Source organism: Cryobacterium sp. PH29-G1 (genome assembly GCF_030063365.1).
Classification (GTDB): domain Bacteria; phylum Actinomycetota; class Actinomycetes; order Actinomycetales; family Microbacteriaceae; genus Cryobacterium.
The window spans coordinates 143,739-158,897 of the sequence record NZ_JASISY010000002.1; the positions used below are offsets into that span (position 1 = coordinate 143,739).

Here is a 15,159-nt window from a genome sequence, read left to right on the forward strand (position 1 = left end):
GTGAACAGTGTTGTGAACGCTGTTGACAATACGCGCCAATGCCAGCTAGCCTCCTGAAAACCGGTCGACAATGGCGCCGTTCGAATGTGAGGAGTTTTTTCCGTGGCTGTACCAGCAGATCTGATTTATACGGGTGGATGGATCTTCACCACCCGATCCGATATTCCGGAGCGGATGGCCGTGGCGGTGACAGACGGTGTCATCACCGCCGTCGTTCCCGAGAACGAGGCTGCGGAGCTCGCCGCGGAGGCACGCCAGATCGTCGACCTGAACGGTGGACTTCTCATTCCGGGGTTTCAGGATGCTCATATCCATCCGGTGTCCGGCGGTGTCGAGCTGTTGCAATGCAATCTCACCGAGGCGACCAATGCCGAGGAAACCGTCGCCATGATCGCCGCATATGCGGCGTCCAATCCTGAACTCGAATGGATTCAGGGCGGTGGCTGGTCGATGGACCACTTTCCAGGCGGAAACCCCACCCGAGACTTGCTCGATGCCATCGTCGCTGACCGTCCAGTGCTGCTGTCCAGTCGAGACCATCACAGCACCTGGGCGAATACCCAGGCCTTCGAACGTGCCGGCATCACCGCGGCGACCGCCGACCCCGATGATGGTCGCATCGAGAGGGAGGCCGACGGAACTCCAGCCGGTGCACTTCAAGAGGGCGCGTCGGAACTTTTTAATGGCTTTCGCCCAGAGGCGAGCGATGACCTCGCCTACCGCGGACTCCTAGCCGCCCAGGCCGAACTCTTCTCGCTCGGTGTCACCGGCTGGCAGGACGCTCTCGTCGGTTCAGGTCTGGGCCTGTCCGACTCGCTGCTTGCCTACGAACGTGCCATCGCCGAGGGCACCCTGCTCGCTCACGTGGTCGGCTCACAGTGGTGGGAACGCAACGCCGGAATCGAGCAGATTTACCAGATGATCGAGCGCCGCGACGATATCGCCGCTCGGCACCCCGCTGAGACCCTGGACCTCAGCACAGTCAAGATCATGATCGATGGTGTGGCCGAGAACCAGACAGCCGCCATGAACGAGCCGTATCGCGATGCCCACGGCCACCACACCGACAATTCCGGTCTCTCATTCATCGACCCTGCGCTGTTGAAGACTTACGTCACGGCACTGGATGCCGCCGGCTTTCAGGTGCACTTCCACGCGCTGGGCGACCGCGCAGTGCGCGAAACCCTGGACGCCGTAGAGGTTGCTCGATCGGCGAACGGCCCGAGTTCCAACCGGCACCACTTGGCGCACCTGCAGGTCGTGGACGCGGCTGACACCCTCCGCTTCGCCCAACTCGACGCGATCGCAAACATCCAGTCGCTCTGGGGCTGCCATGAGGCGCAGCTCGACGAACTGACGCTGCCGTTTCTCGCCGATGACTCGGAAGATCACCACTATCCGTTCGGTGAACTGCATTCCAACGGTGCGCGCCTCGCGGCGGGCAGCGACTGGCCAGTCTCCAGTGCGAACCCGATCGATGCCATCCACGTTGCCGTCAACCGCGTCTCCCCCGGCTCGACGGACAGGCCCCTCGGACGGCCGGCTCAGAAGCTTGATCTGGCCACGTCGCTGACCGCCTACACCGCGGGATCCGCTTACGTGAACCATCGCGACCATGACACCGGAGCGATCGTTCCCGGGTACCTGGCCAATCTCGTCGTGCTCGAGCCCAACCCGTTCGAACTCGATCCGAGCGAGATTTACACCTCAACCGTCACGTCCACCTGGATTCGTGGCGCCCAAGTTTACCCGCGCAGCAACTAGCAGGCACCGCTTAGGAGGCACTCATGTTCGCCCCACAATCATCTCCCCGAATACACCGCACGTCGCACCGCATTCTCCGTTCGTCATCAGTCGTCATCGTTGCCGCATTGTCGCTCAGCGCGTGTTCCACGCCGAATTCGCAGCCCAGCGACGGCGCTTCGGAGTTCACACTGACCGCCGTGACCCCCGCGCCCACGGGCAATCTTGATTCCTTCACCTGGTCAGTTCACGCCGAGCCCTACTCACTCGACTACGCCTACGCCTTCGATTACCCCGACAACCAAGTGCTCGCCAACGTCTGCGAGTCGCTTCTGCGGTGGAACAGCGACCTCACCATTGCCCCGGGACTCGCGGAGTCCTTCGAGAATCCGACCCCGACGACATGGGTGTACACACTCCGCCCGGGTGTGAAATTTCACGACGGTACCCCCCTGACTGCAGCCGACGCGGTTGCCTCCATGAATCGTCACCTTGATCCACAGGTCGGGTCGTCCTGGTTCAGTGCCTACCAAAACGTCGCGTCGATCGAGCAGAGCGGCGATATGCAGGTCACCGTCACGACAACGGTTCCCGACTCGCAGTTCAACCAAGGGCTGACCGGCGCACCCGGTGTTATCGAATCGGCGGCCACCCTGGCCAAGGACGGTAAAGATTACGGCAATTCCTCGAAGGGAGTCAACTGCACCGGCCCCTTTACCTTCGGCACCTGGACCAGTGGAGAGAGCATTACGCTTGAGCGCTTCGACGGGTACTGGGACAAGAGTCTGATAGCCAAGTCGAAGCAGGTGAAGTTCGTCTTTCAGAATGATCCGAACGCTCGCGTGAACGCGTTCAAGGCCGGCGAGGTCGACGGCGGTTGGATGGTACCGTCCAACGGCATCGACCAGTTGAGGTCATCCGCAGAGGGCCAGATCTATTTCGGCACCAATACCGCCGTCGCCAGCATGATCGTGAGCAACCTGGCGGGGCCACTTGGCGATGTGCGGGTACGGCAGGCCTTGACGATGGCCATCGACCGCGATGGTCTTTTGAAGGCCGCGGAACAGGGCTATGGCACGGTCACCGATGCGATCACCGCGAAGTCGGTTTGGAATGGTGCCGCCACGGCCACTGTCACGGCTGCCTTCGGCGATCTGAAAAAGTACCCGTACGATCTAAAAGCCGCCAAGAAGCTGATTGAAGAAGCGGGAGTCACCGGTCAAGAGATCGTCATCGCCACCTCCCCGATCAATGCCGCTTTCGACGTGATCGCCCAAGCGACAGCGGCCGCAGCGAGCTCGATCGGTCTGAAGTCGACAATTGAGACCATCACTCCGAATAAGTGGACGACGATGTACTCTGACCCGGCGGCTCGCGAGGGTATCGACCTGTTCTATACGCTCTGGTACCAGTCGATTACCGACCCGCTTGAAAGCCTCGCTATTTTGCGCACCGGCGAATTCAGTAACTACGGAAACTGGTCTGACCCTCAGTTTGACCAGATCGTCACCGACGCGGTCGGCATCTCCGACCCTGCGGAACGCGCGGCCGAAGCGGCCAGGGCGCAGGTCATCGTCAACGAGCAACTTCCGTGGCTGCCGCTCTATGAGTCGCCGACCGTTCTTTGGCTGGGCAAGAAGATCACCGGTGTTGCACCATCCATCAACTTTCTCTATTACCCCTGGGCGGCGACAATTGGTGCACGCTAGCCGGTTTTCGCGTTCGGAAAGTTCGGTTGCCCAGTGAATATTTTCAAGCTCGTGGCCCGGAAGCTCGGAACGCTGCTGGTGACGGTCTTTGCCGCCTCACTGCTCGTGTTTTTCTCTCGCGCACTCGTACCGGGTGATCCTGTCGCTTTCCTCCTCCGCGGACGCAAACCCAGCCCGGAAGCTATCGCCGAGGTCACCAAGCAATTCGGTCTCGATAAGCCGATGTGGCAGCAGTACATCGACTGGCTCGGCAACCTGTTCCACGGTGACCTCGGCCGTTCGCTGCAGTTCAGGCAAGACGTGACGACGGTGCTGGCCGACCGGCTACCCGTCACGTTGGGCCTGGTCGTGCTGGCCGGCGTGTTGATTGCGATACTGGGTCTGGCCGCCGGAATTATCGCTGCTCTCAACCGCGGCAGAACCGCGGACCGGGCAATTCTGATCGCGATGACCGGTCTCGGCGCAATTCCCTCGTTCGTCGGAGCCATCGTTCTGATCGCTGTGTTCGCCGTTCAGCTGGGTTGGTTTCCGTCGTACGGAAGCGGAGACGGTTTTGCCGACGGTATCTTCCACCTCATCCTTCCGTCAATTGCCCTCGCGCTCACATTCGTAGCCCTGGTGGCTCGAGTCACCCGTTCGTCAATGCTTGATCAGCTTGAAAGGGAGCACGTGGAAGTCGCAACCAGCCGAGGACTGCCGCGGTCCCGGGTCGTCCTTCGACATGTTTTACGCAATGCAACCGGTCCGATCCTAACGGTCAGTGGTGTACTTGTTGCCGGTCTTCTGGTCGCCAGTTCAATCGTCGAGCAGGCATTCGGTCTCGCGGGTATCGGCTCCCTTCTGGTGCAGTCCGTCGACCGACTCGACTTTCCCGTGGTGCAGGCAATCGTGCTCCTCATCGTGATCATCTTCGTGTTGGTCAACACCATCGTCGACCTTCTCGCGCCGCTGATCGATCCGCGCGTTGCAGCAGGGGCGGCGGCACGATGAGGGCACTGGCAGCGCCCCCGTCGGTGGTCAAATCGCTGCGGCTCCCCCGGGCCAGTGGATTGTTTCTGACCAGTCTGATCGTTGCGGCGATCATGGTGGTCTCGGCCATCGCCGCACCGATTCTGGCACCGTACAATCCCAACATTGTCGACCTCGCCAACGTGCTGTCGGGGCCGACCAGTGCTCACTGGCTTGGAACGGATGCACTCGGTCGCGACACTCTGAGCCGCATGATGTTCGGGGCACGGTCCTCATTACTTGGCCCCCTGCTCGTTGTCGTGCTGTCGACGGCAATCGGCATTCTGCTCGGGCTGATCGCAGCGTGGCGCGGCGGCTGGCTCGATGCCCTCCTCGCACGCATCTTCGACCTCTTGTTCGCGTTCCCGGCTCTCTTGCTGGCAATTCTCGCCGTCGCACTTTTCGGCAAGGGTTTGGCAGCTCCGGTCATCGCCATGAGCATCGCCTACGCGCCGTTTGTGGCACGGCTGGTGCGATCACTCGTGGTCACCGAGCGCACGCGACCATATGTCGCGGCCTACCGCGTGCAGGGGTTCTCGGGCGGCTGGATCGCCCTTCGCCGTGTTCTGCCCAACGTGATGCCCACCGTCGGCGCCCAGTCCACGTTGAACTTCGGATATGTACTCGCCGACCTCGCAGCCCTATCGTTCATCGGCCTGGGCGTTCAAGCCCCCACCGCCGACTGGGGCGCAATGATCAATGAAAGTCGGGGAGCTCTCATGAGCGGGCAGATTCTTCCCGCTATGGCGCCGACGATTGCCGTTGTCCTCGTCGTGATCGCCATAAATATCATCGGAGAAGAATTCTCCGACCGACTCGGAGGACAGATCCCGTTATGAGCATCCTGAAAATCTCCGATTTTTCCCTCGAGCTGACGACCGGTTCGCAGGCGTGCCTCCTCGACGCCGTCTCACTGTCTGTCGAAGAGGGCGAGACCGTCGGCCTGGTCGGCGAGTCGGGCTCGGGTAAGTCGTTGACCGCCCGCGCCGCGCTCGGCCTGCTGCCCGGTCGTACTCGGATCAGCGGATCCGTCGTACTCGATGGCACCGATGTCTTCTCGGCCGGTCCGTCCCAGGTGCTGGCCCTGCGTCGCAGCACGGCGTCGATGGTCTTCCAAGACCCGCGGTCGGGCATTAATCCGATGCGCAGCATTGGCGATTACCTCACAGAGTCGCTGATCCTCTGCAATAAGTGGTCGAAAGCGGATGCGTCCCAGCGGGCGCTTGAACTTCTGCGCTCCGTCGGTCTGCCGAGGCCAGAGGCCCACCTTGCGCAATTCCCCCACGAACTCTCCGGCGGAATGCTTCAACGCGTGATGATTGCCGGTGCTCTGTCGACCTCCCCTCGGCTGCTGATCTGCGACGAGCCGACCACGTCGCTCGACGTGACGACGCAGGCCGAAATTATTGGCGTGCTGACCGAGCAGCAAGCTCAGCACGGCATGGGGATGCTCTTCATCACGCACGATCTCAATCTCGCCTCGGCCCTGTGCGACAGAATATATGTGCTCAATGCCGGCACTGTCGTCGAACACGGCGGGGTGCAGGAAGTCTTCACGAACCCGCAATCCGCCTATACGCAGCAGCTCGTCGCAGCCACGCCGAGCGTCTTCACACGCACCGTGTCTGTGATCAACCCGACGCGTTCGGCTGCCGCGCTGCGGCCTGCACCCGAGCCGGAATCGGCGCGGCCCGCCGTGATGCTTGAGGCACGCTCGCTCTCAAAGACGTACTACGTGAAGGGGAATCCACCGCTTGTCGCCGTCAACAACGTGACCCTGGCGGTGCCACGCGGCGATGCTCTCGCGGTGGTCGGAGAGTCAGGCTCCGGCAAATCGACTCTGGCACGAATGATCGTCGGACTTGAGCAGGCCGACGCCGGCGATATCCTGGTGGCTGGTGTTTCGCGCGCCGCACACAGCCGCACCAGAGCGGAACGGTTGGATCGTGCCCGCACGGTGCAGATAGTATTCCAGGATCCGTACCTGTCTCTGGATCCTCGCATCATCGCCGGTGCCGCTGTCGAAGACGCGCTGCGACTGCACAACAAGCTCAGCCATGCTCAGTCGCGTTCCCAGGTACTTGCCCTGTTCGATCAGGTCGGCCTCGGCGAGAAGCACGCCAACGCGCGCCCGCGCACACTCTCAGGCGGGCAACGACAGCGGGTCGCTATCGCTCGCGCGCTCGCCGTTGGTCCCGAAGTGCTCGTGCTAGACGAGGCAACGAGTGCGCTCGACGTGTCAGTGCAAGCGCAGGTGCTCGAAGTCGTCCAGGAAATTCGCCGAAAACGGGGACTTACACTTCTCTTCATCAGCCACGACCTCGCGGTTGTGCGCAAGGTCTGCGAGACCACCATGGTGATGCGTCGCGGCGACATCGTTGAGCACGGCCAGACGAAGAATCTGCTGGAGAATCCCCAGCATCCGTATACCCAGTTACTGCTCGACTCGATACCGAGACCCGAGTGGGAACTCGATCAGCCCGAGGTCCCACTCGCACCCAACACGTCCTCAGCCCAGATCATTGGAGCCTAGTCGTCGCCGAGCCTGACCGAAAGCTTCACGACCTTCCCGATCGGTTGAGGAGCCCCGGTCGCATCGGCCACGAAGGAGTTCGTCGTGACATAGACGCTGTTACCGGCGAGTTCGATCGCAGACGGTGATGTCACCGGAATCCTGAGTACGCGTTCACTCCGCGTCGGGTGGAACACAGAAACCTGGCCGGTTCCTTTCGGGCCGCCAAACAATTCAGTGACGGCGATCACACCGGTGCTCTGCGACACAGCCAAGTCGGTTGCCCCGACGAATCCGCCGGCCACGAACCGCACCTCACCGGTGGCCGGGTTGACCCGATAGACCGCGCCGCGGGCGCCGAGGCTCGCGTCCTCGGGACCGCCGGGCAGGCTCGTCACGTACAGCCAGCCATCCCCGCCCTGTTCGACGTCGGTTGGCACCGGTTCAAACCGGTAGCCAAATCCCGCGGTGCACGCCGGAAACCCGACGCCGGCAGCGATCTCGGGAGTGACCACGATCGGATCGCTGGCGGGCAGCACGGCTGCCGTGCTGACCGTGCCGTCATATCCGACCTTGAGTATGGCGTTCGCACCGGCATCCGCTATGTAGACGGCGTCCTTCAACGGAAGGCTGGCGTAGGGGTGAGTATCGACAATTCCGGTGTAGCTGGCTGGGCCGGTGGGCGCTGCAGGATCGAATTGGTCAAGGCAGGACTGCGGCAAATCAACGAACCCGTAGCTATTGATCTGGTCGGGGTTTGCCGTGTTCTCATAGCCGTACAGGTCCGCGAGGCGGGTCGGTACGGCACCGGCGCGCATCGCGTAGAGTGCGGACGCCGTGTGATCCTGAGTGTTCGTGGCGTAGTACACGGTACCTTTACGCACGGACACGGCGCCCAGCTCATCGCCGGGACTGGCGCTGGCGACGACGCTGTTCGCGCCGTCGGGGCTGACCTTGGTCAGCACGCCCAGGGCGTTCTGCGATACATATGCGGTTCCGCCCGAACCGATGCCCAGACTCAGCGGTAAGAAAAGACCGCTCGCCAACACCGTTGGCCCGCCGAGGGTCGGCAGTTCCACAGCGGATGCCGGAGCTGCGACCATCGCTGACGCGATGGCGGTGACGCAGGCAACGGCGGTAAAGACCATCTTTTTCACAACGTGCTCCTTGACTCGATGTGGCTTTCAGGGATGAACGAGAACCACGACAGGTCGCGAGAGAACGGTGTTCCGGGAGGGGTGACCGCCGGCACCACGTGCGGGCGTCACACCATTGCGACCGGGGTCGTGCTGTTCCGAGCCGACGCATCCAGATGTCGACGAAGAAACCGTATCCCCGAAGCTGGGAGCTGTCTAGGTAATTCCTGCTGGAATGTTGGCGAACGCGATCGCGACGCCAGATCGTGCGGTGCAGGCACGATCTGGCGCAGCACGCGCCGTTTTGTGCTGGGCTGACGGGGTCAGTAACGTCACAGGAGTGCCAATGTGGCGCGCTATGACGGAAGGCCCAAAATGAACCAATTCGACGTGATCGTGGTCGGTGCGGGAGTGGCGGGTTTGACCGCCGCCCGGTTGTTGGCGAACGCCGGCCGACGCGTCGTCGTGCTCGAGGCCCGCGATCGTGTGGGCGGCCGGGTATGGACCGACCGTACCGACGGACTCACCACCGATCTGGGCGCATCCTGGATTCACGGAATCACCGCCAACCCCGTCGCCGCCGCCGCCGAGGCTATCGGGATGCGAACCGTGGAGTTTACGGTGGGCGGCTACCAACCGGACAGCCGCCCGATTGCATACTATGGTGCGAACGGCGAGCGACTTTCCGATGATGCCGCTCGATCCTTCGCGGATGACATCCGCGCCGTCGATGCCGCGCTCGTGATCGCGGTCGCGGCATCGGAGCCACACGCGTCTTACCGGGACGTGACGGAAGTGGCCATTTCTGAACAGGGCTGGGACCGTGATCGCACCGAACGTGTTCGCGAGTTCATGCAACACCGCTCCGAAGAGCAGTACGGCGCTGGGATCGAAGAACTTGCCGCGCACGGACTCGATGACGACGTCATCGAGGGCAATGAGGTGGTGTTCCCCCAGGGCTATGACCAGCTTCCCGGGTATCTCGCCGCTGGACTCGATGTCCGCCTTGACCATGAGGTCACCCACGTTCGGTGGTCGACGGACGGCGTCACCGTCACGGTGAATCACGGCACCGTGACGGCGGACACCGCCATCGTGACGGTGCCGATCGGGGTGCTTCAGTCGACGGATTTCATCATCGAGCCGACGCTGCCCGAACCGAACGCGGGTGCCATGGGGCGCCTCGCGATGAACGCTTTCGAGAAGGTCTTCCTGCGGTTCCCGACCAAATTTTGGGACGACGGGGTCTATGCGATCCGGCAGCAGGGACCCGAGGGTGGCAGATGGCATTCCTGGTATGACTTCACGCCCCTGCACGGGACGCCGACCCTGTTGACCTTTGCCGCCGGTCCTACGGCTCGGGAGATTCGCCAGTGGAACGAGGAGCAGGTTGTTGATTCGGTGCTTGAACAACTGCGGCGCCTCTACGGCGACCGAGTTGAGCAGCCAACCCGTGTTCACATCACCAAATGGCAAGACGATCCCTACGCTCGCGGATCGTACGCGTACATGACGCGCGGCTCCACGACGGCGGACCACGACGACCTCGCGACGCCGATCGGCGGGGTTCTCCACATCGCCGGCGAGGCGACCTGGACGGACGACCCCGCAACGGTCACCGCGGCGCTGCACTCCGGCCACCGAGCGGCATCGAACGTCCTGCATCGTGCGATCCCGATTGCCGAGGTGTGGAGCAATACCTCCGTTTTTCCATCCTTGTCGACGTAGCAATACCGCCAGATCACGGCGCGTCGGGCTGGAGATCGGCGAAGTCTCAAGGCTTGCAATATACCCCCGAGGGTATTATCGTAGTGGAAGGAGGTACGGAATTCTCATCCCGAAAACTCCCCCACCATCCAACGAAGGAGAGCCCCATGCTTATTGAACGCATCTACGACGACGATCTGGCCCAGGCTGGCTACTTCATCGGCTGTCAGGCCAAGGGCGAAGCCATCGTTGTCGACCCCCGACGTGACATTGCCGTCTATCAGGCCATGGCGGCAGCAAACGGGATGAAGATCGTGGCCGTCGCCGAGACACACATTCACGCGGACTTCCTCTCCGGCACCCGCGAGCTGGCCGCCGCCACCGGTGCCACCGCCTACGTCTCCGGCGAAGGCGGGGCTGACTGGCAGTATGAGTTCGAGGCGGAACGACTCCACGATAACGACGAAATCGCGCTCGGAAACATCACCGTCAAGGCCGTACATACCCCTGGCCACACCCCCGAGCACTTGTCCTTCCTGATTACGGACGGAGCATTCGCCGACACTCCTGGATATCTTCTCTCCGGAGACTTCGTCTTCTCCGGTGACCTGGGCCGCCCTGACCTGCTCGACGCGGTCGCCGGCGGCGTGGATACCCGTTTTGCCGGAGCTAAGCAACTCTTCAGTAGCCTGCGGAACAAGTTCCTGATCCTTCCTGATCACGTTCAGGTTCACCCGGGTCACGGCGCCGGCAGCGCGTGCGGCAAGGCGCTTGGCGCCATCCCTTCCTCCACCGTCGGCTACGAGCGGCTCTATGCGTGGTGGGGTCCCTACCTGGCGGCTAACGATGAGGAAGGCTTCATTGCCGAACTGCTCGACGGCCAGCCTGACGCCCACGCCTACTTCGGTCGAATGAAGCGCGAAAATCGGCAGGGTCCGGCCGTTATGGGCGCGCGTGCTCCGTTGGAGGAGTTGGACACCACCGAAGTCGCCCGGAGCCTCGCTGCGAACTCGATGACGTTCGTGGATACTCGGTCTAACACCGAGGTCCACGAGGGAACCGTCGCTGGCTCCCTGAACATTCCGGCTGGCAAGTCCACCGCCAGCTACGGCGCGTGGGTTGTGAACCCGGAAACGGACACGAACCCGCTCGTACTCCTGGCCTCGGACCAGAAGTCCGCGCAGGATATGTGGGACCACTTGGTGCGGGTTGGCATCGACACGATCGCCGGTTTCGTCACCACGATCGATGGTCTGCCGGCCAGCACGCCCAAGCTGATCCAGCCCGAAGAGCTCGTGGGCTTCAACGCCGCTATGGTGCTGGATGTTCGCAATCGCACGGAGCACGCGGCCGGTCACGTCCCCGGGTCGCACCAGCTGAGCGGAGGCCGCGTCATGTGGAATTTGGATCAGCTTCCCGCCGAAGGGACCATAGTGACCTACTGCCAGAGCGGCGTAAGAAATTCCGTCGCATCCAGCGCCCTGCGCCGTGCCGGCTATGACGTCGTTGAACTTGATGGCAGCTACGCCGCATGGGCAGCCTGGCAGCAGACGCGGGAGACTGTTTCCAGCAACTGATTCGGGTCACACCGATGAAATGATCTATTCAGGGCAATGGCGGCGAACCGGGACACCGGTTCGCCGCCATTGCCGTATGGCAAACGTCGGGTTGTGCCGCTGCGCTCGTGCAGCATTTGGTGAATCCTGTGATTCCCCCAATTTCTGACCCGATCCGCACCACAAAGGATACCCGGCAGGGTATCCTTAACCATGCGGGATATTTTTTGGTCACGTTCTATCGGCTCCCCACCGATTGATCGCCGACACCCGTCTGGGAGCGCCTGCAGGAGGCCCTCAAAATATACCTATGGCCGAGAAGAAAAGGTGCCCTGATTATGGCTTCGGAACCAGCGAAATCAGATGACCTGCGCAAGATCGTAAACCGACTCAAGCGCGCGCAGGGGCAGCTCGCTGCGGTGATTGCGGCGGTTGAATCCGGTGCAGACTGTCGGCCTGTTGTCACGCAGCTGGCGGCGGTGTCTAGCGCGATTGATCGCGCTGGCTTCACGATTATTTCCTCGGCAATGAAGGAATGTCTCATCGAGACGAACTCGACGGGCGAGAAGAAGCAACTCGATGTCAACGAACTCGAGAAGCTGTTCTTATCCCTCTCCTGAAGCCACAGCAAGCTTTCGTATTGGAGTAGCGCACTCAACCGCGTATTCGACGGCGCTGTCGAATACGCAATGGTGCAGCATGAAGGGTCAGCTGACGACGGTCCTCACCGCGACGTAAGCCGCAATGATCAGAACCAGAACGGCGAAACCACGCTTCAGGACAACGTCCGGTAAGCCGCGCCCGAACCGGCCGGCGGCCAGGGATGCCACCATGGCTGTCGCGGCGAACGCACCGGTCACGGCCCAGTCGATCTGCACGTCCCCCAGATACGCGGTGAATCCCGCGGCGGCGTTAATGACGATAATGACCAATGAGGTACCGATCGTCACGCTCATGGACAGGCCTAAAACCAGGGTGAGAGCCGGCACGATCAGGAAGCCGCCACCGACTCCGAGCAGCCCGGTCAAAAACCCCACCACCGCGCCGGTAGCCAGCGCCCGAGGGAGGCAACTGCGCCACTTCACCCCACCGCCCGGCAACGCGCAGGGCCCGCCGACGGATCTGGTCGGAAAGAACATCCGCACGCCCGCGATGACCATAATGACGGCGAACGCCCCGAGCAGGACGCGAGGGTCAATCAAGCGATTGACCATGGCGCCGAGGTATGCGGTGGCCACGCCGGCGGCACCGATAATCGCTGCCAACTGCCAGTTCACACCCCGGCGCAGTCTCGGGATTACTGCCACCGCCGAGGCCGCGCCAACAACAATGAGTGAGCTCGGAATCGCCTCGGACAAGGGTAGGCCGACACCGTAAACCAACGCGGGCACGGCGAGGATCGACCCGCCACCACCGACCAGACCGAGCAATGCTCCGACGATGAGCCCCAAGGCCAGGGCCGCGATGATCACGAAGCGTGCGGGGCGACGGTCGGCAGTGCCTCGGCCGTCCACTCGAGCATGCCACCAGTCATGGTGTGGGCCGTGAAGCCCGCGGCGGTCAAATTTTCGGCGGCAGCGGCGCTGCGGCGGCCACTCCGGCACACTGCGATCACTGGTCTGGCTGTGTCGAGGCTGCCGTAGCTGAGGGGTATTTCGCTCAGCGGAATGTGCCGGGCACCGGGAATCATTCCCTCTGCGAGTTCTTCGGTTTCGCGCACATCGACGATTTGGTCGATGGTCAACCGCTTAAAAACCTGTTTGGTGGTGAGCTCCATTTCGGGTGCCTTTCTCGGTTTGTCGTGTCGTCATGGTCATAATACCCCCTAGGGTATCTTGTGACCAAATGCCTGCGACGTGAATCCGATGGGCCGGTTTGCCGTGCGGGACATCCTCCGAACCGAGGACGGCTCGAGGGCTCTAGGTCGCCGTTTGCCCTCGTGGATCAGGACTCTTTTTCTCTGCGATGAATGCCGTATTCCCGCCGTGTAAGGTACACGATCAGGATGTCAAATGTTGTCAGTAGGGCGAGACCCCACGAAGGGCCCAAGAGCATTTGGTAGCCCTGGTAGCCGATGAAGACCAGAAGGAAGGCAATCATCCACGGGTATGCCCACAAGTGGTTTCTCAGAACCGCCCACACGAGCACAATCTTGACGAGACCGTGGAGCAGGAGGTAGGCCGCCCCGAACAGTGACGCAGACACGCTGAGGTCGCCGGTGAGCTGTAACAACCCATTCGCGATGAAGTCGCCGGGGTCTTCGGAGAGTTCATGCTGGGTGAGCAAACGGGTGATCGCGCCGATCTGATTCGGCGGGACCACCAGCAGTAAAATACCGCCGATCAGCTCGAGGACTCCGTCAAGCCCCTTCATGACCAAGCTCACCCGGAAAACCCGGTCAAGCAGGGTGGTGTGCAATATTCGCTCGCGCACCGCGTCTCCTCCCCTGGTTTCCCCTGCTGCGTCGAGACCGTCTGAGCAGGGACTTTTCGTTGCGTCGATTCGGCCACCGCTGTTCTCCGGGCGACCGCCCAGCACTTCGGTGTGGGGACCATTCGGTATTCAGCCGGCGTCTGGCTCGTCAGTGCCTGAGCGTACACGCCGGATCGTTTCCCACCCGGCGACGCCGATGAGAACCGTTGTGGTCAGGGCCGCTACCGCGAGCGGTGGGAGTAAAAATGCCAGGCCGAATAGCACCAGGAGCACGCCGCCGCCGGCCACATGCGGAATGGGCAGAGCGCGGGCAACGACCCAACGAAACAGCACGACCCCGACGAGATAGAGCACTGGCCCGCCCACGAGAGTGACGGCCGTCGCCAGATGCACGCGGGTATCCGGATGTTTCAGCATCTCCTTGTCAGCGACGGAGCTCAGCACGATCCCCGCGATGATGATCGCGTGCACATAGGTGTAGGCGAGGCGCGCGATCCGGCCGGGGGTGGACGATGATGCAATGGCCTTGCTACCCACACGCTCTCCATGGTCGAAGTAGAGCCACCACATGGCGACGGCGGCGACAAACGCCACGAGCAGACCGAGCACGCCCTCGACGGAGATGTCCTGTTCCACGAACGCAAACCCGGTGACGAGAAACGATTCCCCGAGCGCGACGATAACGAAGAGCGCGCCGCGTTCGGCGATATGCGGACCGGAGATATCCCAGTCGTCGGCCGCGGCGCGGCCCAGGCCCGGCACCCGAAATCCAAATCCGGCCGAGAGATACTCGATGGCCAGAGCGAGCGCCCAGAACGGCAGCCGCCACTCGATGGCCAGAAAGCCACCGAGAATCCAGAAAATCCCGGCAACGGAGAGCCAAACCAGTATTCGTAGGTGGGTGCGGAACAAGTCCCGGTCATGGCGGGCGACAGCGGCCAACATGAATACCGTGCGCCCCAGTTGCAGGGACACATAGGTAATCGCGAAGACGACTCCCCGATCACCGAACGACTCATAGATGGACGTGCTCAGCACCAGCCCAATCAGCGAGAGCACGATGATTGCGCCCCGTACCGGCAGACGCACGGGATCGAGCCAGTTGGTGGCCCAAGTTGTATAGATCCAAATCCACCAAAAGGCGAGCACCAGCACGGTGGATTCCAGCGCACCGGTCAGTGACTGGTTGTCGAAGAGGTACCGGGAAAGCTGTGTGAGCGCGAAGATGAAAATCAGATCAAAGAACAGCTCGATGTACGTGACATTGTGAGCGCGCTCCGAGTCGTCGGGCCGGAGGAGATTCTGACGAATGCCGAAGGTCGAGCGGGACGCCTGTGTCGGAAAAGTCACGGCAT

General features: G+C 62.1%; 13 protein-coding genes. 8 read left to right on the plus strand and 5 right to left on the minus strand.

Annotated elements, in window-relative coordinates; all coding sequences use genetic code 11:
- Window positions 1-102: 102 nt before the first annotated feature.
- The 5 genes from QMK22_RS03090 to QMK22_RS03110 are packed head-to-tail and all read left to right on the plus strand — an operon-like array spanning window position 103 to window position 6,993.
- Window positions 103-1,764: an amidohydrolase gene (locus QMK22_RS03090; protein ID WP_349360496.1), complete on the plus strand. Its 1,662-nt coding sequence runs from the start codon at window positions 103-105 to the stop codon at window positions 1,762-1,764.
- 23 nt (window positions 1,765-1,787) lie between these two features.
- Window positions 1,788-3,452 (plus strand): ABC transporter substrate-binding protein, encoded by a 1,665-nt coding sequence (locus QMK22_RS03095; protein ID WP_283496170.1) that lies wholly within the window; start codon window positions 1,788-1,790, stop codon window positions 3,450-3,452.
- A 33-nt stretch (window positions 3,453-3,485) separates the two neighbouring features.
- Window positions 3,486-4,442, plus strand: a complete 957-nt coding sequence (locus tag QMK22_RS03100; RefSeq protein ID WP_283496171.1) for an ABC transporter permease — start codon at window positions 3,486-3,488, stop codon at window positions 4,440-4,442.
- A complete protein-coding gene (locus QMK22_RS03105; RefSeq protein WP_283496172.1) occupies window positions 4,439-5,299 on the plus strand; it encodes an ABC transporter permease in 861 nt (286 codons plus the stop codon). The genes QMK22_RS03100 and QMK22_RS03105 overlap by 4 nt, the downstream gene beginning before the upstream one ends.
- Complete coding sequence (locus QMK22_RS03110) at window positions 5,296-6,993, plus strand: dipeptide ABC transporter ATP-binding protein (protein ID WP_283496173.1); 1,698 nt, start codon at window positions 5,296-5,298, stop codon at window positions 6,991-6,993. The genes QMK22_RS03105 and QMK22_RS03110 overlap by 4 nt, the downstream gene beginning before the upstream one ends.
- Here QMK22_RS03110 and QMK22_RS03115 read toward each other — a convergent pair.
- Window positions 6,990-8,120: a ScyD/ScyE family protein gene (locus QMK22_RS03115; protein WP_283496459.1), complete on the minus strand. Its 1,131-nt coding sequence runs from the start codon at window positions 8,118-8,120 to the stop codon at window positions 6,990-6,992. The two genes, QMK22_RS03110 and QMK22_RS03115, sit on opposite strands and share 4 nt — an antisense overlap.
- Before the next feature lie 363 nt (window positions 8,121-8,483).
- Between QMK22_RS03115 and QMK22_RS03120 the strand changes: the two genes are divergently transcribed.
- The 3 genes from QMK22_RS03120 to QMK22_RS03130 all read left to right on the plus strand — a co-directional run bounded on the left by QMK22_RS03120 (window position 8,484) and on the right by QMK22_RS03130 (window position 11,991).
- Window positions 8,484-9,836 carry a flavin monoamine oxidase family protein gene (locus tag QMK22_RS03120; RefSeq protein WP_283496174.1) on the plus strand — a complete coding sequence of 451 codons (1,353 nt, stop codon included), beginning with the start codon at window positions 8,484-8,486 and terminating at the stop codon, window positions 9,834-9,836.
- Window positions 9,837-9,982: 146 nt separating this feature from the next.
- A complete protein-coding gene (locus QMK22_RS03125; protein WP_283496175.1) occupies window positions 9,983-11,392 on the plus strand; it encodes an MBL fold metallo-hydrolase in 1,410 nt (469 codons plus the stop codon).
- Window positions 11,393-11,709: 317 nt separating this feature from the next.
- Window positions 11,710-11,991, plus strand: a complete 282-nt coding sequence (locus tag QMK22_RS03130) for a metal-sensitive transcriptional regulator (protein WP_283496176.1) — start codon at window positions 11,710-11,712, stop codon at window positions 11,989-11,991.
- Window positions 11,992-12,078: 87 nt separating this feature from the next.
- Here QMK22_RS03130 and QMK22_RS03135 read toward each other — a convergent pair whose 3' ends face one another.
- The 4 genes from QMK22_RS03135 to QMK22_RS03150 all read right to left on the minus strand — a co-directional run bounded on the left by QMK22_RS03135 (window position 12,079) and on the right by QMK22_RS03150 (window position 15,154).
- Window positions 12,079-12,885 carry a sulfite exporter TauE/SafE family protein gene (locus QMK22_RS03135; RefSeq protein WP_283496177.1) on the minus strand — a complete coding sequence of 269 codons (807 nt, stop codon included), beginning with the start codon at window positions 12,883-12,885 and terminating at the stop codon, window positions 12,079-12,081.
- On the minus strand, window positions 12,840-13,148 hold the full coding sequence (locus QMK22_RS03140; protein ID WP_283496178.1) for a rhodanese-like domain-containing protein: 309 nt from the start codon (window positions 13,146-13,148) through the stop codon (window positions 12,840-12,842). The genes QMK22_RS03135 and QMK22_RS03140 overlap by 46 nt, the downstream gene beginning before the upstream one ends.
- 167 nt (window positions 13,149-13,315) lie before the next feature.
- The gene (locus QMK22_RS03145) at window positions 13,316-13,804 is read right to left on the minus strand and encodes a DUF2127 domain-containing protein (protein ID WP_283496179.1); all 489 of its coding nucleotides are present in this window, start codon (window positions 13,802-13,804) and stop codon (window positions 13,316-13,318) included.
- A 129-nt stretch (window positions 13,805-13,933) separates the two neighbouring features.
- Entirely contained in the window at window positions 13,934-15,154 is a 1,221-nt protein-coding gene (locus QMK22_RS03150) for a low temperature requirement protein A (RefSeq protein WP_283496180.1), read from the minus strand.
- Between the last annotated feature and the right edge of the window lie 5 nt (window positions 15,155-15,159).

Excerpts from the sequence above, each read along its gene's own strand:
- QMK22_RS03120 (WP_283496174.1), top strand. The coding sequence starts at position 8,484 with ATGAACCAATTCGACGTGATCGTGGTCGGTGCGGGAGTGGCGGGTTTG.
- QMK22_RS03110 (WP_283496173.1), top strand. The coding sequence starts at position 5,296 with ATGAGCATCCTGAAAATCTCCGATTTTTCCCTCGAGCTGACGACCGGT.
- QMK22_RS03140 (WP_283496178.1), bottom strand. The coding sequence starts at position 13,148 with ATGGAGCTCACCACCAAACAGGTTTTTAAGCGGTTGACCATCGACCAA.
- QMK22_RS03105 (WP_283496172.1), top strand. The coding sequence starts at position 4,439 with ATGAGGGCACTGGCAGCGCCCCCGTCGGTGGTCAAATCGCTGCGGCTC.
- QMK22_RS03125 (WP_283496175.1), top strand. The coding sequence starts at position 9,983 with ATGCTTATTGAACGCATCTACGACGACGATCTGGCCCAGGCTGGCTAC.
- QMK22_RS03095 (WP_283496170.1), top strand. The coding sequence starts at position 1,788 with ATGTTCGCCCCACAATCATCTCCCCGAATACACCGCACGTCGCACCGC.
- QMK22_RS03130 (WP_283496176.1), top strand. The coding sequence starts at position 11,710 with ATGGCTTCGGAACCAGCGAAATCAGATGACCTGCGCAAGATCGTAAAC.
- QMK22_RS03115 (WP_283496459.1), bottom strand. The coding sequence starts at position 8,120 with ATGGTCTTTACCGCCGTTGCCTGCGTCACCGCCATCGCGTCAGCGATG.